17 protein-coding genes and 1 other RNA gene are annotated in these 18,422 nt (G+C 65.6%); 4 read left to right on the top strand and 14 right to left on the bottom strand.

The annotated features are described in order from the left end of the window. The 14 genes from IB261_RS05845 to rsmI all read right to left on the bottom strand — a co-directional run bounded on the left by IB261_RS05845 (nucleotide 1) and on the right by rsmI (nucleotide 14,910). Nucleotides 1-948 carry a D-alanine--D-alanine ligase gene (locus IB261_RS05845; RefSeq protein ID WP_192381640.1) on the bottom strand — a complete coding sequence of 316 codons (948 nt, stop codon included), beginning with the start codon at nucleotides 946-948 and terminating at the stop codon, nucleotides 1-3. Beyond that, complete coding sequence (gene murC, locus IB261_RS05840) at nucleotides 945-2,399, bottom strand: UDP-N-acetylmuramate--L-alanine ligase (protein WP_192381639.1); 1,455 nt, start codon at nucleotides 2,397-2,399, stop codon at nucleotides 945-947. The genes IB261_RS05845 and murC overlap by 4 nt, the downstream gene beginning before the upstream one ends. Beyond that, nucleotides 2,392-3,465, bottom strand: coding sequence for an undecaprenyldiphospho-muramoylpentapeptide beta-N-acetylglucosaminyltransferase (murG, locus tag IB261_RS05835; RefSeq protein WP_192381638.1), 1,074 nt, complete (start codon nucleotides 3,463-3,465; stop codon nucleotides 2,392-2,394). Before murG ends, murC begins: the two co-directional genes overlap by 8 nt. Then, nucleotides 3,455-4,654, bottom strand: a complete 1,200-nt coding sequence (gene ftsW, locus IB261_RS05830) for a putative lipid II flippase FtsW (RefSeq protein WP_045209625.1) — start codon at nucleotides 4,652-4,654, stop codon at nucleotides 3,455-3,457. The genes murG and ftsW overlap by 11 nt, the downstream gene beginning before the upstream one ends. Beyond that, entirely contained in the window at nucleotides 4,654-6,000 is a 1,347-nt protein-coding gene (gene murD, locus IB261_RS05825) for a UDP-N-acetylmuramoyl-L-alanine--D-glutamate ligase (RefSeq protein ID WP_151189490.1), read from the bottom strand. Before murD ends, ftsW begins: the two co-directional genes overlap by 1 nt. 13 nt (nucleotides 6,001-6,013) lie before the next feature. Next, a complete protein-coding gene (gene mraY / locus IB261_RS05820) occupies nucleotides 6,014-7,096 on the bottom strand; it encodes a phospho-N-acetylmuramoyl-pentapeptide-transferase (protein WP_081517491.1) in 1,083 nt (360 codons plus the stop codon). Then, nucleotides 7,097-8,461, bottom strand: a complete 1,365-nt coding sequence (locus IB261_RS05815) for a UDP-N-acetylmuramoyl-tripeptide--D-alanyl-D-alanine ligase (protein ID WP_192381637.1) — start codon at nucleotides 8,459-8,461, stop codon at nucleotides 7,097-7,099. Continuing rightward, nucleotides 8,454-9,917, bottom strand: a complete 1,464-nt coding sequence (locus IB261_RS05810) for a UDP-N-acetylmuramoyl-L-alanyl-D-glutamate--2,6-diaminopimelate ligase (RefSeq protein ID WP_192381636.1) — start codon at nucleotides 9,915-9,917, stop codon at nucleotides 8,454-8,456. Before IB261_RS05810 ends, IB261_RS05815 begins: the two co-directional genes overlap by 8 nt. After that, the gene (locus tag IB261_RS05805; RefSeq protein ID WP_192381635.1) at nucleotides 9,917-11,665 is read right to left on the bottom strand and encodes a peptidoglycan D,D-transpeptidase FtsI family protein; all 1,749 of its coding nucleotides are present in this window, start codon (nucleotides 11,663-11,665) and stop codon (nucleotides 9,917-9,919) included. Before IB261_RS05805 ends, IB261_RS05810 begins: the two co-directional genes overlap by 1 nt. Beyond that, complete coding sequence (ftsL, locus tag IB261_RS05800) at nucleotides 11,662-11,955, bottom strand: cell division protein FtsL (RefSeq protein ID WP_045209619.1); 294 nt, start codon at nucleotides 11,953-11,955, stop codon at nucleotides 11,662-11,664. Before ftsL ends, IB261_RS05805 begins: the two co-directional genes overlap by 4 nt. Next, on the bottom strand, nucleotides 11,952-12,893 hold the full coding sequence (gene rsmH, locus IB261_RS05795) for a 16S rRNA (cytosine(1402)-N(4))-methyltransferase RsmH (RefSeq protein ID WP_192381634.1): 942 nt from the start codon (nucleotides 12,891-12,893) through the stop codon (nucleotides 11,952-11,954). The genes ftsL and rsmH overlap by 4 nt, the downstream gene beginning before the upstream one ends. A gap of 8 nt (nucleotides 12,894-12,901) precedes the next feature. Then, the gene (mraZ, locus tag IB261_RS05790; RefSeq protein ID WP_081517487.1) at nucleotides 12,902-13,357 is read right to left on the bottom strand and encodes a division/cell wall cluster transcriptional repressor MraZ; all 456 of its coding nucleotides are present in this window, start codon (nucleotides 13,355-13,357) and stop codon (nucleotides 12,902-12,904) included. A gap of 307 nt (nucleotides 13,358-13,664) precedes the next feature. Further along, nucleotides 13,665-14,021, bottom strand: an RNA gene (gene rnpB, locus IB261_RS05785) — RNase P RNA component class A. Between the two features lie 40 nt (nucleotides 14,022-14,061). Then, nucleotides 14,062-14,910 carry a 16S rRNA (cytidine(1402)-2'-O)-methyltransferase gene (rsmI, locus tag IB261_RS05780; RefSeq protein ID WP_151189485.1) on the bottom strand — a complete coding sequence of 283 codons (849 nt, stop codon included), beginning with the start codon at nucleotides 14,908-14,910 and terminating at the stop codon, nucleotides 14,062-14,064. A gap of 126 nt (nucleotides 14,911-15,036) precedes the next feature. Here rsmI and IB261_RS05775 point away from each other — a divergent pair, with 126 nt between their 5' ends. From IB261_RS05775 to IB261_RS05760, 4 genes are read left to right on the top strand one after another with little or no spacing between them, the layout of a single operon-like run. After that, nucleotides 15,037-16,851, top strand: coding sequence for a penicillin-binding protein activator (locus IB261_RS05775; protein WP_192224730.1), 1,815 nt, complete (start codon nucleotides 15,037-15,039; stop codon nucleotides 16,849-16,851). Continuing rightward, entirely contained in the window at nucleotides 16,851-17,225 is a 375-nt protein-coding gene (locus IB261_RS05770) for a YraN family protein (protein WP_412548386.1), read from the top strand. Before IB261_RS05775 ends, IB261_RS05770 begins: the two co-directional genes overlap by 1 nt. Before the next feature lie 28 nt (nucleotides 17,226-17,253). Beyond that, nucleotides 17,254-17,847, top strand: coding sequence for a phosphoheptose isomerase (locus IB261_RS05765; RefSeq protein ID WP_017518113.1), 594 nt, complete (start codon nucleotides 17,254-17,256; stop codon nucleotides 17,845-17,847). Beyond that, complete coding sequence (locus tag IB261_RS05760) at nucleotides 17,844-18,422, top strand: BON domain-containing protein (protein ID WP_045209615.1); 579 nt, start codon at nucleotides 17,844-17,846, stop codon at nucleotides 18,420-18,422. The genes IB261_RS05765 and IB261_RS05760 overlap by 4 nt, the downstream gene beginning before the upstream one ends.

Below are 18,422 nucleotides of genomic sequence, written 5' to 3'. Positions count from 1 at the left end.
TTACCCCCTTGCCTCGACGCTGTCGGCGAGGATCGCCAGCACCAGTTGCTGGAAATCCAGGCCGGCCGCGCGCGCGGCCATGGGCACCAGGCTGTGGTCGGTCATGCCCGGTGCGGTGTTCACTTCCAACAGCCAGAAGCGCCCTTGGGCGTCCTGCATCACATCGGTCCGACCCCAGCCCTGGATGCCGAGGGCATCACAGGCGCGCGCGGTCAGGTCCTTGAGTTCCTGTTCCTTCTCGGCATCGAGGCCGCAGGGAATCTGGTACTGGGTATCGTTGGCCAGGTACTTCGCGTCGTAGTCGTAGAAGGTGTGCGGGGTGCCCAGGCGAATGGGCGGCAGCACCTGGCCACGGAGGATCGCGACGGTGTATTCGGGGCCGCTGATCCACTGCTCGACGAGCACCTGCGGGTCGTATTTCGCGGCAGCAGCCCAGGCGGCGATCAGCTCCTGCTCGCTGTTCACCTTGGCCATGCCGATGCTCGAACCCTCGCTGGCCGGCTTGACGATCAGCGGGAAGCCGAGCTTCGCGGCAGCGGCACGGCAATCGTCCTCGGTGGCGAGCACGGCGTGGTCCGGCGTCGGCAGGCCGAGGCTCAGCCACACGCGCTTGGTGCGCAGCTTGTCCATGGCCAGCGCAGAGGCCAGCACGCCGCTGCCGGTGTAGGGAATGCCGGCGATTTCCAGCAGACCCTGCATGGTGCCGTCTTCACCGCCACGACCGTGGAGGATGATGAAGGCGCGGTCGATCTTCTCGCGGGTCAGACGCTCCAGCAGATCGTCGCCCACGTCGATGCCGAAGGCGTCCACGCCCGCGCCCTGCAGAGCCTGCAGGACCATGGCGCCAGACTTCAGCGACACCTCGCGCTCGGCGCTCTTGCCGCCAAACAGCACGGCGACGCGACCGAAGGCGCGGGGCTCGAGGGCGGATTTGAGGGCGTCACTCATTGCTTCTTCCCCTCGGCGCCAGCAGCGGCAGCGCTGAACATCGGATTCTTGATCAGTGCCGGAGCCAGCCCGCCGATATCACCGGCGCCCTGGCACAGCAGGATGTCGCCCGGACGCAGCAGCGGCTTGAGCAGCGAAGCGAGATCACCGCCGCGCTCCAGGTAGATCGGGTCGAGCTGGCCGCGCTGGCGGATGCTGTGGCACAGGTGACGGCTGTCGGCGCCGGGGATCGGCTCTTCGCCGGCCGGGTAGACCTCCATCAGCATCAGCACGTTGGCTTCGCCCAGCACCTGCACGAAGTCGTCGTACAGGTCGCGGGTACGGCTGTAACGGTGCGGCTGGTAAACCATCACCAGACGACGCTCCGGCCAGCCACCGCGCACGGCCTTGATCACCGCTGCGACTTCGCGCGGGTGGTGGCCGTAATCGTCGACCAGCATCACGCTGCCGCCTTCCACCTGCAGGTCGCCATAGACCTGGAAGCGTCGACCGACGCCCTGGAAACCGGACAGGCCCTGGACGATGGCCTCGTCGGAAATACCTTCATCGGTGGCGATGACGATGGTCGCCAGGGAGTTCAGTACGTTGTGCAGGCCGGGCATGTTCACCGAGACGTCCAGCGGCTCGCGCTCGGGGCGCAGCACAGTGAACCAGGTGCGCATGCCTTCCTGGCGGATGTTGATGGCGCGGACGTCGGCGTCCTCGCTCAGGCCGTAGGTCACGGTCGGACGGGCAACCTGCGGCAGGATCTCGCGCACTACCGGGTCGTCCACGCAGACCACGGCCAGACCGTAGAACGGCAGGTTGTGCAGGAAGTCGACGAAGGTGCGCTTGAGCTTGTTGAAGTCGCCGCCGTAGGTGCTCATGTGATCGGCGTCGATGTTGGTGACCACCGAGACCATCGGCTGCAGGTGCAGGAAGCTGGCGTCGCTCTCGTCGGCCTCGGCCACCAGGTAGCGGCTGGTGCCCAGCTGCGCGTTGGTGCCGGCGGCGTTCAGGCGGCCGCCGATGACGAAAGTCGGGTCCAGGCCGCCGGCGGCGAATACCGAGGCGATCAGGCTGGTGGTGGTGGTCTTGCCGTGGGTACCGGCGACGGCGATGCCGTGGCGATAGCGCATCAGCTCGGCGAGCATCTCGGCGCGCGGCACGACCGGCACACGGCGATCCAGCGCCGCAGCGACTTCCGGGTTCGACTTGTTCACTGCGCTGGAAACCACCAGTACGTCAGCGCCGTCGGAGTTCTCCGCGCGGTGGCCAATGAAGATTTCTGCGCCGAATTTTTCCAGGCGCTCGGTGACCTGCGAAGCCTTGAGGTCGGAGCCGGAGACTTCGTAACCGAGGTTGAGCAGCACTTCCGCGATACCGCACATGCCCACGCCACCGATGCCGACGAAGTGGATGCGGCGGATGCGCCGCATGGTGCGGGTGACGCCGGTGGGTTCTTTAACCACGGGCCACCTCCAGGCAGGCATCGACTACCGTGCGGGTAGCCTCGGGCTTGGCCAGGCTGCGTGCGCGAGCGGCCATGCGGGTCAGGGAATCGGGATGCATCAATACCTCGGACAACTGCGCGGCCAGTTCGGCGGCGCTGGTAGATTTCTGTGGCAGCAGGAGGGCCGCGCCCTCCCGCACCAGGAATTCGGCGTTCTTGGTCTGGTGGTCATCGATCGCGTGGGGCAGCGGCACCAGGAAGGACGGCAGGCCGGCGGCGGTCAGCTCGCTCACGGTCAGCGCCCCGGCGCGGCAGATCACCAGATCGGCCCAGGCGTAGGCGGCGGCCATGTCGGCGATGAACGGAGCTACGTCCGCTTCGACACCCGCAGCGCGATAACGCTCCGCAGTAATTTCGTCATGCTGACGGCCGGCCTGATGGCGAATGGCCGGGCGAATCTCGCCCCCGATTTGCGCGAGCGCTTCGGGCAGCAGCTTGTTCAAGGGCTCGGCGCCCAGGCTGCCGCCCAGAACCAGCAGGTTGACGCGGCGGCCGGCCAGCGGCGCGCGGGCGCCCTCCTCCAGGAACAGCTCGACGCGCACCGGGTTGCCGGTGGTCAGGCGCTTGGCGCTGCTGTCGAAGGTATCCGGGAAGGCTTCGCAGACTCGCTTGGCCAGCGGCGCAAGGCTGCGGTTGGCGGTGCCGGCAACGGCGTTCTGTTCATGGATCACCAGTGGCACGCCGGACAGCTTGGCAGCCAGGCCGCCCGGGCCGGTGACGTAGCCGCCCAGGCCGAGCACACAGACCGGCTTGAGCTGGCGAACCACGCCCAGGGCCTGGAACAGCGACTTGAGCAGATCGAACGGCGCGCGCAACAGGGACTTGAGGCCCTTGCCGCGAAGGCCGCTGACGTTGATCAGGTGCAGCGGCAGACCGGCCTTGGGTACCAGGTCGTTCTCGATGCCGCGCGGAGTGCCCAGCCAGTGCACGCTGTAGCCGCGTGCCTGAAATTCACGGGCGCAGGCCAGGGCCGGGAACACATGTCCGCCGGTGCCGCCCGCCATGATCAGGACGTTACCTTTCATCGGCAAAGTCCTCTTCGCTGAATTCATATTCCTCGCTGCCCATCACGGTGCGGCGTTCCCATTCGATGCGCAGCAACATTCCCAACTGGGCGCAGCAGATCACCAGGGAGCTGCCGCCGTAGCTGAGGAATGGCAGGGTCAGGCCCTTGGTCGGCAGCAGGCCGACGTTCACGCCCACGTTGATCAGGAACTGGCCGATCCACAGGAAAGCCAGCCCGTAGGCGACGTAGGCGGAGAAGTACTGTTTCGACTGCTCGGCCCAGATGCCGATGTACAGCGCACGCAGGCTGACGAAGACGAACAGGGCCACGGTGGCCATGGCGCCGACGATGCCCAGCTCTTCCGCGAGCACCGCGAACACGAAGTCGGTGTGCGCCTCGGGGAGGTAGAACTGCTTCTGGATGCTGTTGCCCAGGCCCATGCCGGTCCAGCCGCCACGGCCAAAGGCGATCAGCGCCTGGCTGAGCTGGTAGCCCGCGCCGAACTGGTCGGCCCAGGGATCGGTGAAGTTGGTCAGGCGCGCCATCCGGTAAGGCTGGGTCTGGATCAGCAGGACCACGGCGCCCACCGCCAGCGCGACCATCAGGCCGAAGCGGAACAGGCCCACGCCGCCGAGGAACAGCATCGCGGCAGCCGCACCCATCATCACCACGGTGGCGCCGAAGTCGGGCTCGCGCAGCAGCAGGCCGGCCATCGGCAGCAGCACCACGAAGGGTTTGAAGAAGCCCAGCCAGCTCTCGCGCACTTCTTCCTGGCGACGAACGAGGTAGCCGGCCATGAAGATCACCACGAAGACCTTGGCGATCTCCGAGGGCTGGATGTTGAACAGGCCGAAGCCGATCCAGCGCATGGAGCCGTTCACTTCGCGGCCGATGCCGGGGGTGATCACCATCACCAGCAGCAGGAAGGCCACGGCGAGCAGCTTCCAGCCCCAGCGCTGCCAGGTTTCCATCGGCACCATCATGGTCACGCCGCAGGCGACGAAGCCAATGGCGAGGTAGATCAGGTGGCGGACCGAGAAGTACAACGGGTTGCCGGACTGCGCCGCGGCGACTTCGGAGGATGCCGAAGTGACCATCACCAGGCCGAGGCCGAGCAGCGCCAGACAACCCGCGAGCAGCGGGAAGTCGATGTCGATGCCATTGCGGCTGATCAGCGGGGACGGATAGGGGCGCAGGAAGGAGAACATCAGGCGAGCTCCTCCACGGCCTTGGCGAACAGGCGTCCGCGTTCTTCGTAGTTCTTGAACATGTCCAGGCTCGCGCAGGCCGGCGACAGCAGCACGGCGTCACCCGGCAACGCCAGGTCGGCAGCGTGCTCGACGGCTTCGTCCAGGGTATTCACGCGGACCTTGGGCACCACGTTGCCAAGGGCGGCGCTCACCAGTTCGGCGTCCCGCCCCAGCAGCACCACGGCGCGGCAATGCCGGGCAACCGGGTCACGCAGGTCATGGAAGTCGGCGCCCTTGCCGTCGCCACCGGCAATCAGCACCAGCTTGCCGTCGATATCGGCGCCCAGGCCTTCGATCGCAGCCAGGGCGGCGCCGACGTTGGTGGCCTTGGAGTCGTCGTAGTAGCTCACGCCGTTGCGCTCGCGCACCCACTGGCAGCGGTGGGCGAGGCCGGCGAATTCACGCAGGGTCTGCAGCATCGGTTCGAACGGCAGACCGACGGCATGCCCCAGCGCCAGCGCCGCCAGGGCGTTGGACTGGTTGTGCGCGCCACGGATCTTCAGCTCGCGGGCCGGCATCAGTTTGTCGAACTGGAATGCCAGCCACTTCTCCCCGTCTTCTTCGATCAGGCCGAAGCCCTTGAAGTCCGGCTTGTTGGTGCCGAAGGTCCAGCACGGCACGTTGTCGGCGATCAGTGGGCGGCTCAGCGCGTCGGCACGGTTCACCACGACCTGCTTGGCGCCGCGGAAGATGCGGTGCTTGGCCAGGTGGTAGTCGGCCATGCCGTCGTAGCGGTCCATGTGGTCTTCGCTGACATTGAGGCAGGTAGCGACCTCGGCGTTCAGCCGCTCGCAGGTTTCCAGCTGGAAGCTGGACAGCTCCACCACGTAAAGCTCGACGTCATCGGCCAGCAGGTCCAGCGCCGGGGTGCCGAGGTTGCCGCCAACGGCGACGCGCTTGCCGGCAGCCCTGGCCATGTCGCCCACCAGGGTGGTGACGGTGCTCTTGGCATTGGAACCGGTGATGGCGACGATGGGCGCCTTCGCGTGACGCGCGAACAGGTCGACGTCGCCGGACATGCGCACGCCACGGGCGGCAGCTTCGATCAGCGCCGGCACGCGCAGCGACAGGCCGGGGCTCACGTAAAGCTCCTGGGCGCGGCAGAGGAAATCGGCGTCGAGGTCGCCACAGCGCACCTCGACCTGCGGATACTGCTCGCGCAGGGTCGCCAGCTCCGGCGGATTCGCGCGCGTATCGGCCACGGCAAAAGGCACGCCCTGGCGCGCCAGGTAGCGCACCAGGGACATGCCGCTCTTGCCGAGGCCGACAACGATGCGGAATTGGTCGGAAGCGATCAGGCTCATGCTCGATCAGTCCTCAACGCAGTTTCAACGTAGCCAGGCCGATCAGCACGAGAATCACCGTGATGATCCAGAAGCGCACGATCACGCGCGGCTCCGGCCAGCCTTTGAGTTCGAAGTGGTGGTGGATCGGCGCCATGCGGAACACCCGCTTGCCGGTCAACTTGAAGGAGGCGACCTGGATCACCACCGACAGGGTTTCCATGACGAACACGCCACCCATGATGAACAGCACGATCTCCTGGCGGACGATCACGGCGATGGTGCCCAGCGCGGCGCCCAGCGCCAGCGCGCCGACGTCACCCATGAAGACCTGGGCCGGATAGGTGTTGAACCAGAGGAAGCCCAACCCAGCGCCGACGATGGCGCCGCAGAAGATGATCAGTTCGCCCGCACCCGGCACGCTCGGGATGAACAGGTATTCGGCGAATTTGATGTTGCCCGACAGGTAGCAGAAGATCCCCAGCGCGCCGCCGACCATCACGGTGGGCATGATCGCCAGGCCGTCGAGGCCGTCGGTCAGGTTCACCGCGTTGCTGGAGCCGACGATCACGAAGTAGGTCAGCACCACGAAGAAGATGCCCAGCGGGATCTCGACGTTTTTCAGCATCGGCACGATCAGGGTGGTCTCGACCGGCGTCTCGGCAGTCATATAGAGGAAGATCGCCGCGCCCAGGCCGAATACCGACTGCCAGAAATACTTCCAGCGGCTAGGCAGGCCGCGGGAGTTCTTCTCGATCACCTTGCGGTAGTCATCCACCCAGCCGATGGCGCCGAACAGCAGGGTCACAGCCAGCACGACCCAGACGTAACGGTTCGACCAGTCGGACCACAGCAGCGTGCTGATGGCGATGGCGGTGAGGATCAGCGCGCCACCCATGGTCGGCGTGCCTTTCTTGGACAGGTGCGATTGCGGGCCGTCGTTGCGCACGGACTGGCCGATCTGGCGGATCTGCAGGGTGCGGATCATCCACGGGCCCAGCCAGAGCGACAGGGCGAGTGCGGTCAGCACGCTGAGGATGCCGCGCAGGGTCAGGTACTGGAAGACGCCGAAGCCCTTGTAGAACTGTTGCAGGTACTCGGCGAGCAGCAGCAGCATTTAGTGAATCTCCTCGGAGGAACCACACAGCGCCGCGACGACCTTGTCCATCGCCGCGCTGCGGGAACCCTTGATCAGAATGGTGGTGGTCGATGCTTCGTCGGCCAGGGCGCTGATCAGGCTGGCCTGATCGGCGAAGTGCCGGCCCGCGGAACCGAACGCCTGCACGGCGTGGCTCATCAACGGTCCGACGGCATAGAGCGAGGTGACTTTGCCAATGGCGTAGGTTCCCACTTCGCGGTGGGAAGATTCCGCCCAGGCACCCAGCTCGCCCATGTCCCCGAGGACCAGGACGGTCCGGCCGGAAAAGCCGGCGAGTATATCAATCGCCGCGCAGATTGAAGCCGGGTTGGCGTTGTAGCTGTCGTCGATCACACGCATGCCATTCGTCGCCAGCTGGGCTACGGCGCGACCCTTGACCGGCTGCAGGTTCTGCAGGCCGGAAACGATCCCGACCAGCGGCACGCCAAGGGCATGAGCGGCTGCGGCAGCGGCCAGCGCATTCGTGACGTTGTGCTCACCCAGCAGATTCAGCTGGACGGCAGCCTCGCCGGCCGGGCCCTGCAGGGTGAAACCCGGGCAACCACGAGCATCACGCTTCACATCGCAGGCGCGGAAATCGGCGCGCGCATCGTGCAGGCCGAAACTGGAGATACGGCGACCGGCAGCACGGGCCTGCCAGGTATCAAAGGCCTTGTCGTCGCGATTGAGGATGGCCACGCCGTCGGCAGCCAGCCCCTCGAGAATCTCGCCCTTGGCCAGGACGATCTTGTCCTGGCCACCGAACTCACCCACGTGAGCAGTGCCGGCGTTGGTGATGATGGCGACCTGCGGGCGGGTCAACGCAACGGTGTAGGCGATCTCGCCGACACGGTTGGCGCCCAGCTCGATGACTGCGCTTTTGTGCTCAGGCGCCAACTGCAACAGGGTCAGCGGTGCGCCGAGGTCGTTGTTCAGGTTGCCGCGGGTCGCCAGGACTTCGCCCTGGGTCCGCAGGATGCTGGCAAGCATCTCCTTCACGGTGGTCTTGCCGCTGGAGCCCGTCACAGCCGCGATGCGACCGGTAAAGGCAGCACGGTTCAGCGCGCCGAGCTGGCCCAGCGCGATACGGGTATCTGCCACGATCAGTTGCGGCAGCGGCGCACCGGCGACTTCGCGTTCGACCAGGGCAGCAACCGCGCCCTTGGCGGCGACGTCAGCCAGGTAGTCGTGGCCGTCGAAACGCGGACCGGTCAGGGCAATGAACAGCTGGCCGGGCACGATGGCGCGGCTGTCGGTGCTCACGGCGTCGAAGCTGGTGTCGGCGCCGACCACACGGCCTTGCAGCGCACCAGCGACCTCGTTGAGCGAAAGGGGTTTAAGCACGCTTCACCTCCCAGGCAGCCAGCGCCTTGGCGGCTTGTTCCAGATCGGAGAACGGGTGGCGAACACCGTCGATCTCCTGGTAATCCTCATGCCCCTTGCCGGCCAGCAGCACGACGTCATCGACGCCGGCAGCGGCGATCAGGCGAGCGATGGCTTCGCCGCGGCCGGGCACGAACTCCACCGCTTCGGGCTTGGCGAAACCGGCACGGATGTCGGCGATGATCGCCTCGCTCTTCTCGGTGCGCGGGTTGTCATCGGTAACCAGCACGCGGTCGGCATGCTGTTCGGCGATCTGCGCCATGATCGGGCGCTTGCCGCTGTCACGATCGCCGCCGCAGCCGAACAGGCAAAGCATCTGGCCATGTACGTGCGGACGCAGGGCCAGCAGGACTTTCTCCAGCGCGTCCGGGGTGTGGGCGTAGTCCACGACCACCAGCGGTTTTTCACCGCCGCCCAGGCGCTGCATGCGGCCGATCGGACCTTCCAGCTGCGGCAGCACCTTGAGCACATCGCCCAGCGGGTAGTCCAGGCCCAGCAGCGCGCCGACCACGGCCAGCAGGTTGCTCAGGTTGAACTTGCCCAGCAGCGAGCTGCGCAGCAGGCCTTCGCCCTGCGGGGTGACGATCTGCGCTTGCACGCCGGCATCGCTGAAGGTGGCTTCGCGGCAATAAATGTAGGCCGACGGGTCGCTCAGGCTGTAACCCATCAGGCGGGATTCGTGGGCCTCGGCAGCCAGCTGGCGGCCGAAGTCGTCGTCCAGGTTGATCACCCGGCAACGCAGGCCTTGCCAGGCGAACAGCTTGGCCTTGGCGGCGCCGTAGGCCTCCATCGAGCCGTGGTAGTCCAGATGGTCGCGGGACAGGTTGGTGAACACCGCCACATCGAAGCCCAGCGCCGCAACGCGGCCCTGTTCCAGTCCGTGGGAGGACACCTCCATGGCAACGGCCTTGGCGCCAGCCTGTTTCAGGCGTGCCAGGGTCGCCTGCACGGCAAGCGGGTCAGGCGTGGTGTGGCGACCGCTTTCCAGCGCGCCATAGAAACCGGTGCCGAGGGTGCCGACGATGCCGCAGCGTTCGCCGAGCAGGTCCAGCGCCTGGGCCACCAGCTGGCTGACGCTGGTCTTGCCGTTGGTGCCGGTCACGCCGACCAGTTCGACGCCACGGCTGGGTTCGCCGTAGAAGCGCCCGGCGATAGCGGACAGCTGCTTGGCGAGGCCCTTGATGGCAATCATCGGCACATCGCTGGGTGGCAGGTCTACAGCCCCCTCTGCTTCATAGGCAACAGCGGCCGCACCCTGGGTGAGCGCGGCGGCAATGTGCCCGCGGCCATCCTGACGACCACCCGGCACAGCCAGGAACAGGTCGCCCGGCTTGACGGTGCGGCTGTCCAGGGTCAGCTCACGGATCAGTTCACCACTTTCGGCTTGCGGCAGCAGTTGATTCAGGCTCATCGGCATCAGCCACGCCCTCCTTTGGCAGCGGGCGCAGCATCAGCTTGTTGCTGCGGGGTCGCCGGCAGGTTATCCGGCGGCACGTTCATCAGGCGCAGCGTGCCGGACATCACCTTGCTGAACACCGGCGCGGAAACCAGGCCACCGAAGTAGCCGGCCTTGCTGGGTTCATCGATGACCACCACGGCGACGTAGCGCGGGTTGTTCATTGGCGCGAAGCCGGCGAACAGGGAGCGATAGGAATTCTCGGCGTAGCCCTTGGCGCCGGTCGCGGTCTTGCGCGCGGTACCGGACTTGCCGGCCACGTGGTAACCCGGCACCTGGGCGCGGTACACGCCGTTCGGCGCTTCGATCACTTGTTGCAGCATGCCCTGCATGGTCTTGGCGACCGGCTCGGGGATGACCTGGGTGGCTTCGGCCGGACGATCGGCACGGACCATGGTCAGCGGAACGCTGCGGCCATTGTTGGCCAGCGCCGCATAGGCATGGGCGAGCTGGATAGCGGTGACGGACAGGCCGTAGCCGTAGGAAAGGGTCGCAGTTTCTGCCTTGCGCCATTCCCGGTAGTTCGGCAGGTTGCCGACACGCTCGCCGGGGAAGCCCAGGCCGGTGTCCTGGCCGAGACCGACCTTCTGCATCAGGCTGTAGATGGCCTCACCACCGATATCGAAGGCCACCTTGCTCATCCCCACGTTACTGGAGCGGATCAGGATGCCGGTCAGGTCCAGCACCGGCCCCTCGGTACGGGACACGTCACGAATGGTGTAGCGGCCGATCTGCAGCGTGCCGGGGTAGACCTCGACCTTGTCGGTGGGTTTCCAGCGGCCGGTTTCCAGCGCCGCACTCATGGAGAACGGCTTCATGGTCGAACCCGGCTCGAACACGTCGATCATGGCGCGGTTGCGCATCATCGCCGGCTGCAGGTTGCGACGGTTGTTCGGGTTGTAGGTCGGCTGGTTGGCCATGGCCAGCACTTCGCCAGACTTCACGTCGAGGATCACCAGGCTGCCGGCCTTGGCGCCGTTCTCCACCAGCGCATTGCGCAGCTCGCGGTTGGCGAGGTACTGCAGGCGCAGGTCGATGGACAGGGCCAGGGTCTTGCCGGCCTTGGCGTTGCGGGTGACCTGCACATCGCGGATCAGATGGCCACGGCGGTCCTTGAGCACCTGGCGCTTGCCCGGCACGCCGGCCAGCCAGCTGTCGAAGGCCAGTTCCACACCTTCACGGCCGCGGTCGTCGACGTCGGTGAAGCCCACCACCTGCGCGGCGACTTCGCCGGACGGGTAGAAGCGGCGGAATTCTTCAACCGAATAGACGCCGGGGATGCGATGGGTCTTCACCTGGGCCATCACGGCCTCGCCCTGCTCCGGGGTCAGGCCACGGACCAGATAGATGAACTCCTTGTCGGCGTTCGCGTCCAGGCGCTCGGACAGCGCCGCCTTGGGCTGACCAAGGGCGTCAGCGAGGTAGCCCCACTTTTCACGCTCGAGCACCAGCTCCTTGGGGTTGGCCCAGAGCGTGGCAACCGGGGTACTCACGGCCAGCGGTTCGCCATTACGGTCGGTAATCAGGCCACGGTGCGCGGGAATGGTGATGTGCCGCACGCTGCGCGCATCACCCTGGCCCTTGAGGAAATCATGGTCGATGACGTGCAGGTCGACGATCCGCCAGGCGATCGCCGCCACCATCGCCAGCAGCAGGGCGATGACGACGCGGAAGCGCCAGGGATAGCGAGCGCCGGCCAGGTCTCTCATGGTGCCACCATGATGATTTCGGTCGGATCAGGCACACGCATCTTCAACTGGTCGGTTGCCAGGCCTTCGATGCGGCTGTGGGCCGTCCAGGTGCTCTGCTCGAGAATCAGGCGGCCGTACTCGGCCTGCGCCTTGTCGCGAATGTTGAGCTCGGTGTACAGCGAGTTGAGCAGCTGGCGGTTCCAGTACGCGCTATAGGAAACGGAGATGGCCGACAGCAGCACGCCGATGAACAGCAGCAACATGAAGAAGCTGCCGGTCGGCAGGCGCTTGGAGAAGAGCCGGCTCATCTGAGCTTCTCCGCGATGCGCATGACCGCACTGCGCGAGCGCGGGTTGGCCTTGAGTTCGGCCTCGGAGGCATAGACCGGCTTGCCGATGAGTTTCAGGCGCGGGTCAAAGGGCTTGACCTGGATCGGCAGATTGCGCGGCAGGTTGTCCGCCTCGCCCTTCACCTGCTTGCGCATGAACTGTTTGACGATGCGGTCTTCCAGCGAATGGAAGCTGATCACCACCAGGCGACCGCCCACGGCCAGGCCTTCCAGCGCAGCCTCGAGGCCACGCTCCAGATCGCCCAGCTCGTTGTTGATGAAGATCCGCAGCCCCTGGAAGGCGCGGGTAGCCGGGTTCTTGCCCTTTTCCCAGGCCGGATTGGCCTCGGTGATCACGGCGGCCAGATCGGCAGTGCGCTCGAACGGCGCTTGCGCGCGGCGCTGCACGATCGCGCGAGCCATGCGCTTGGCGAAACGCTCTTCGCCGTAATCCTTGAACACGCGAGCGATCTCGTCTTCCGCGGCAGTGGCGATCCACTGCGCGGCGCTGACGCCCTGGTCCGGGTTCATGCGCATGTCCAGCGGGCCGTCGTTGAGGAAACTGAAGCCCCGCTCGGGGTCATCCAACTGCGGCGAAGACACGCCAAGGTCCAGCAGAACGCCGTTCACGCCGCCCTGCAGGCCGCGCGCGGAGAACTCTTCCGCCATCTCGGCGAAGGACCTTTGCACAATGACGAAGCGGCCGTCTTCGGCCGCCAGTGTTTTTCCCGTCGCAATCGCCTGGGGATCCTTGTCGAACCCGAGCAGTTGACCGCCCGGGCCGAGTCTCCCAAGCAAGGCCCGGCTGTGCCCCCCCCTTCCGAAGGTTCCGTCCACATAGCGGCCGCCCTCCAGGGGGGCCAGCGCTTCGACGGCCTCCTCGAGCAGAACGGTGATGTGTTGGAAGGTACTGGTCACAGGCAGGCTCACAGAATAAGGTCGCGCAATTCATCCGGCAGACCGCCGGGCTCTTTGATGGCTGCGAGATCGGCCTCGGCAACCGCATTCCATTTGTCTTCGTCCCACAACTGGAACTTGTTCAGCTGGCCGACCAGCATCGCTTTCTTGTCCAGGCCGGCGTACTCGCGCAGGCGCGGCGGAATGAGAAAACGCCCGGCGCCATCCAGCTCCAGGTCAACGGCATTGCCAATCAGCAAACGCTGCAGGCGCCGCGTTTCTTCACGCAGCGAGGGCAGTTCGCGCAGCTTGGCTTCGATGAGTTCCCATTCAGGGAGGGGATAGACAGTGAGGCAGGTGTCGACGGCATCGATGGTGACGATGAGCTGGCCATTGCAACGCGAAACGAGCTCGTCACGATACCGACTCGGCATCGCGAGGCGCCCTTTGGCGTCGAGACTGATGGCGTTAGCTCCGCGAAACACGTCAGCGCTTCCCCTGTGGTTGGCTATCCATGCCTGTTGATCCCACTTTTACCCACTTCGTACCACTTCCGCACACTATAGAAATCCGCGCTCCCCACCGTCAAGGCGAGCCAGAGGGGAAAAATCCTTACAGGACTGAGATTTAGCGTGCTTTTGCGAGGCTCGGGGAGGGAAATTGACGCGCCAGAAAAGAGAAAAGCCCAGTGTTTTCAAAACACTGGGCTTTCATACTTAAAGTGATTTCTTAAGTTTGTAACTTCTTCCGGTCAGCGACAAATGGTCATGTGGGAAGAAGTGGAGGAAAAGTGGTGAGAGTCGATCTGTAAGCCGGGTTCTGTCGAGGACAGCCATTCCTCTGGGACATACATCACTGCATGCCTCAAGCGATCTACCCGAACCCAACGCGGGCCGCGCCAATGGGTTCCTATTTGATCTTGCTCCGAGTGGGGTTTACCTAGCCACGAACTGTTGCCAGCCGTGCGGTGCGCTCTTACCGCACCTTTTCACCCTTACCGGCGCTTGCGCGCTTAGGCGGTTATTTTCTGTGGCACTTTCCGTAGGCTCGCGCCTCCCAGGCGTTACCTGGCACTCTGCCCTGTGGAGCCCGGACTTTCCTCCACCCCGTGGTGGAACACCACGGAACAGCGACTGTCCAATCGACTCTCAGTCCGCAAGATTAGCGGCTGACGACGTTCAGGACAAGCTCAAGCCTTGCCCTGCCGCTCCAGTGCGAGCTGGTAAAGCTGGTTCTTGCGTGCCCCGGTGATCTCCGCGGCAAGCGCTGCAGCGCGCTTGACCGGCAACTCCGCCAGCAGCAGATCGAGCACCCGCAAAGTCTGCGCGTCCACCGCCTCATCGCCTTCCGGCGCGGGTTTTCCGGCCACCAGCAGCACGCATTCGCCCCGCTGCTGGTTACTGTCGGACGCCACGAACTCGCGCAACTCGCCCAGCGGCAGCCCCTTCAGGGTCTCGAAGGTCTTGGTCAGCTCACGGGCCAGCAGCGCCGGCCGTTCGTCGCCAAAGATCGCCGCCATATCCTCGATGCACTCCAGCACCCGGTGCGGCGCCTCGTAGAAAATCAGAGTGCGCGGCTCATCCACCAGCGCCTCCAGACGCCCGCGGCGACCGGCGACCTTGGCGGGCAGGAAGCCTTCGAAGACGAAACGATCCGATGGCAGGCCAGCAGCGGAAAGCGCGGCAATCAGCGCACAGGCCCCCGGCACCGGCACCACGGCGATGCCGGCTGCGCGCGCCTGGCGCACCAGGTGGTAGCCCGGATCGGAAATCAGCGGCGTGCCTGCATCGGAGATCAGCGCAACGTCCTCGCCAGCCTGCAGCTTGGTGAGAAAGCGCCCACCCTGCTCCCGCTCGTTGTGCTCGTGGCAGGCCGCCAGTGGCGTCTGGATGCCGAAGTGCTGCAGCAGGCGCACGGAATGACGGGTGTCTTCGGCCGCGATCAGGGCCACGTCGGCCAGCACCTTCAGCGCCCGGGCGCTGATGTCGTCCAGGTTGCCAATGGGAGTGGCCACCACATAGAGAGTGCCAAGGGTCACGCGCTAACCTCGCCGGAAGTATCTGAAAAAGCCGCATTGTATCCCGATTCCGGCAGCCGCCATCGCGTCACCCTCGCCGCTTGGGTACAATCGGCAGCTCTTTGAATGCGTCACGAGAAGCCCGATATGATCGCTCGCCTGCGTCCGCTATCCGCTCTGTTCCTGGCCGGCATGCTCGCCGCCTGTGCGTCCTCCCCGTCGTCCAATCTCGGCGAACTGCCGCGCACCCCGGACGCCAGCATCGAACAGCTGCTGCAGCAGGCCTCCACCGCCAAGCCGGACGAAGCCGCCGTCCTGCGCCTGTCCGCTGCCGACCTGGCCTACAAGCAGAAGGACCTCGGCCGCTCCACGCAGATCCTCGACCAGATTCCGATGGACAGCCTGAAGCCTGCCCAGCAGGTCTTCGCCAGCACCCTGCGCGCCCAGCTCGAGCTGGCCCGCAACAAGACCAAGGCTGCCCTGAAGGCCTTCGACAACCCCAGCTTCCAGCGCCTGGGCGAAATGCCCGTGGACTTGCAGGCCCGCGCCGGCATGGTCAAATCCCTGGCCCTGGCCGCCGACGGCCAGACCCTGAGCGCCGCCCGCGAGCGCGTGTTCATCGACCCGCTGCTCAACGCCGAAGCCAGCAAGGCCAACCATGAGGAAATCTGGAAACTGGTGTCCAGCCTGCCCCTGGAGCAGATGCAGGCCAGCAGCAACGAAGGCGACCTGAACGGCTGGCTGGAGCTGGCGCGCATCACCAAGTCTTCCTCGACCCTGAAGGAACAACAGTCGAACATCGACAACTGGGTCGCGCAGAACCCGGATCATCCGGCCGCCAAGCAACTGCCTGACGCCCTGACCAAGCTGAAGTCCCTGGCCGCCCAGCCGCTGAACAAGATCGGCCTGCTGCTGCCGCAACAGGGCCAGCTCGCCTCCGTCGCCCGCGCCCTGCAGGACGGCTTCCTCGCCGCCCATTACCAGGCCCAGCAGAGCGGCCAGGCGCAGCCGGCGATCAAGCTCTACGACAGCACCCAGGTACGCTCGCTGGACGAGTTCTACCGCCAGGCCCAGGCCGATGGCGTACAACTGGTCGTCGGCCCGCTGGAGAAGAACCTGGTCAAGCAGATGAGCAGCCAGCCGCAACTGCCGATCACCACCCTGGCGCTGAACTATGCCGACGGCAACCAGGAAGGTCCGGCCCAGCTCTTCCAGTTCGGCCTGTCCGCCGAGGACGAAGCCCGCGAAGTCGCCAACCGCGCCTGGAACGACGGCATGCGCCGCGCCGTGGCCCTGGTACCGCGCGGCGAGTGGGGCGACCGTGTGCTCGCCTCCTTCAGCCGCAACTGGCAAGCCGCCGGCGGCACCCTGATCGCCGCCGAGCACGTCGACCAGCCGGTTGAGCTGGCCCGCCAGATCGCCGACCTGCTGCAACTGCGCCAGAGCGAAGGCCGCGCCAAGCGTCTGCAGGGCGTGCTCGACAGCAGCGTCGACACCCAGCCGTCGCGCCGTCAGGACATCGACTTCATCTTCCTCGCCGCCACCCCGCAGCAGGCCCGCCAGATCAAGCCGACCCTGGCATTCCAGTACGCCGGCGACCTGCCCGTCTACGCCACCTCCAACCTGTATACCGGCGTAAACAACCCGGCGCAGGACCAGGATCTGAACGGCATCCGCTTCTGCGAGACCCCGTGGCTGCTGAACCCGAACAACGCCCTGCGCCAACAGGTCGCCGCGCAGTGGCCGGCCGCCAACGGCAGTCTCGGCCGCCTTTACGCCATGGGTGCCGACGCCTACCAACTGGCCCCGCGCCTGCCGGAACTCAAGGCCGTGCCGAGCATGCAGGTTGACGGCCTGACCGGCACCCTGAGTGTCAGCGCCAGCCAGCGCGTCGAGCGCCGCCTGCCGTGGGCCGAGTTCAAGAATGGCCAGGTCCAGCCGCTGGAGAACAGCGGTATTTGATCGGCAACAGCCCTACCCAGAAGGCCGGGCGGCTGGCCGAAGCCGCCGCCCTGGCCCACCTGGAACAGCATGGATTGCGCCTCCTGGCGCAGAACTGGACGTGCCGCCGAGGCGAGCTTGATCTGGTCATGCTGGACGGCGATACAGTAGTATTCGTCGAAGTTCGCTCCCGCCGGCATTCCGCCTGGGGAGGAGCGCTGGAGAGCGTGGACTGGCGCAAGCAACAGCGCCTGGCCATCTCCGCTGAACTCTTCCTGCAACAGAACGCCCGCTGGAGCAGTCATCCCTGCCGGTTCGACATCGTCGCCATCGACGCGCGCGGCCCAGGCTGCGCAGGGCACTTGAACTGGATTCCCAACGCTTTTGACACCTGATCAGACGCCCGACGAAAGGTCACACCTGATGGACATGCAATCCCGTATCCGCCAGCTCTTCCATGCCAGCATCGAGACCAAGCAACAGGCCACCGAGGTGCTCATCCCGCATATCGAGCAGGCCAGCATGGTCATGGTCAATGCCCTGCTGAACGAGGGCAAGATTCTCTCCTGCGGCAATGGCGGCTCCGCCGGCGACGCTCAGCACTTCTCCTCCGAACTGCTGAACCGCTTCGAGCGCGAGCGCCCAAGCCTGCCGGCGGTCGCACTGACCACCGACAGCTCCACCATCACCTCGATCGCCAACGACTACAGCTACAATGAAGTCTTCTCCAAGCAGATCCGCGCCCTGGGCCAGCCGGGCGACGTGCTGCTGGCGATTTCCACCAGCGGCAACTCGGCGAACGTCATTCAGGCGATCCAGGCCGCACATGATCGCGAAATGGTTGTCGTAGCTCTGACCGGCCGCGACGGCGGCAACATGGCATCGTTGCTGCTGCCCGAAGACGTGGAGATCCGCGTTCCGGCCAAGGTCACCGCACGCATCCAGGAAGTCCACCTGTTGGTCATCCACTGCCTGTGCGACCTAATCGACCGTCAACTGTTCGGGAGTGAAGAATGACCCGCACCCCTCTGATCGCAGCCGCACTGGCCGTGACCATGGCACTGGGTGGCTGCACAAGCTTCGTGAGTGCCACCCGCGACAAGCCGATCGACGATGACAAGGGTACCCGTACCCTTGGCAGCAAGATCGACGACTCGCTGATCGAAACCAAGGTGGCAGTGAACGTCGCCAAGGCCGACGCGGACCTCGACCGCAATTCCCACGTCGTGGTGATCAGCTACAACGGCGTGGTACTGCTGGCCGGCCAGACCCCGCGCGCCGACCTGAAGAACAAGGCCGAACAGGCCGCCAAGGAAGTGCAGAAGGTCAAGACCGTGCACAACGAGCTGCAGATCCTGCAGCCCTCCTCCCTGGCCGCCCGCAGCAACGACACCTGGCTGACCACCAAGATCAAGAGCCAGATGCTCGCTGACGCCAACGTGCCCTCCACCCGCATCAAGGTCCTGACCGAGAACGGCATCGTCTACATGCTGGGCCTGGTGACCCGCAAGGAAGGCGACCTGGCCACCCAGGTGGTGCAGGGCGTGGACGGCGTACAGAAGATCGTCCGCCTGTTCGAGTACATCGACTGA

Origin of the sequence: Pseudomonas sp. PDM20, from assembly GCF_014852575.3 — a bacterium.
In the GTDB taxonomy this organism is placed as follows: domain Bacteria; phylum Pseudomonadota; class Gammaproteobacteria; order Pseudomonadales; family Pseudomonadaceae; genus Pseudomonas.
Note: the sequence above shows the minus strand (reverse complement) of the source record. Positions and strands in the feature narration are given on the sequence as shown.

Bases quoted from the DNA above. Each gene is read 5' to 3' on its own strand.
- IB261_RS05845 (WP_192381640.1), bottom strand. From the start codon at position 948: ATGAGTGACGCCCTCAAATCCGCCCTCGAGCCCCGCGCCTTCGGTCGC.
- murG (WP_192381638.1), bottom strand. From the start codon at position 3,465: ATGAAAGGTAACGTCCTGATCATGGCGGGCGGCACCGGCGGACATGTG.
- ftsW (WP_045209625.1), bottom strand. From the start codon at position 4,654: ATGTTCTCCTTCCTGCGCCCCTATCCGTCCCCGCTGATCAGCCGCAAT.
- murD (WP_151189490.1), bottom strand. From the start codon at position 6,000: ATGAGCCTGATCGCTTCCGACCAATTCCGCATCGTTGTCGGCCTCGGC.
- mraY (WP_081517491.1), bottom strand. From the start codon at position 7,096: ATGCTGCTGCTGCTCGCCGAGTACCTGCAACAGTTCTACAAGGGCTTC.
- IB261_RS05810 (WP_192381636.1), bottom strand. From the start codon at position 9,917: ATGCCGATGAGCCTGAATCAACTGCTGCCGCAAGCCGAAAGTGGTGAA.
- IB261_RS05805 (WP_192381635.1), bottom strand. From the start codon at position 11,665: ATGAGAGACCTGGCCGGCGCTCGCTATCCCTGGCGCTTCCGCGTCGTC.
- ftsL (WP_045209619.1), bottom strand. From the start codon at position 11,955: ATGAGCCGGCTCTTCTCCAAGCGCCTGCCGACCGGCAGCTTCTTCATG.
- IB261_RS05775 (WP_192224730.1), top strand. From the start codon at position 15,037: ATGATCGCTCGCCTGCGTCCGCTATCCGCTCTGTTCCTGGCCGGCATG.
- IB261_RS05765 (WP_017518113.1), top strand. From the start codon at position 17,254: ATGGACATGCAATCCCGTATCCGCCAGCTCTTCCATGCCAGCATCGAG.
- IB261_RS05760 (WP_045209615.1), top strand. From the start codon at position 17,844: ATGACCCGCACCCCTCTGATCGCAGCCGCACTGGCCGTGACCATGGCA.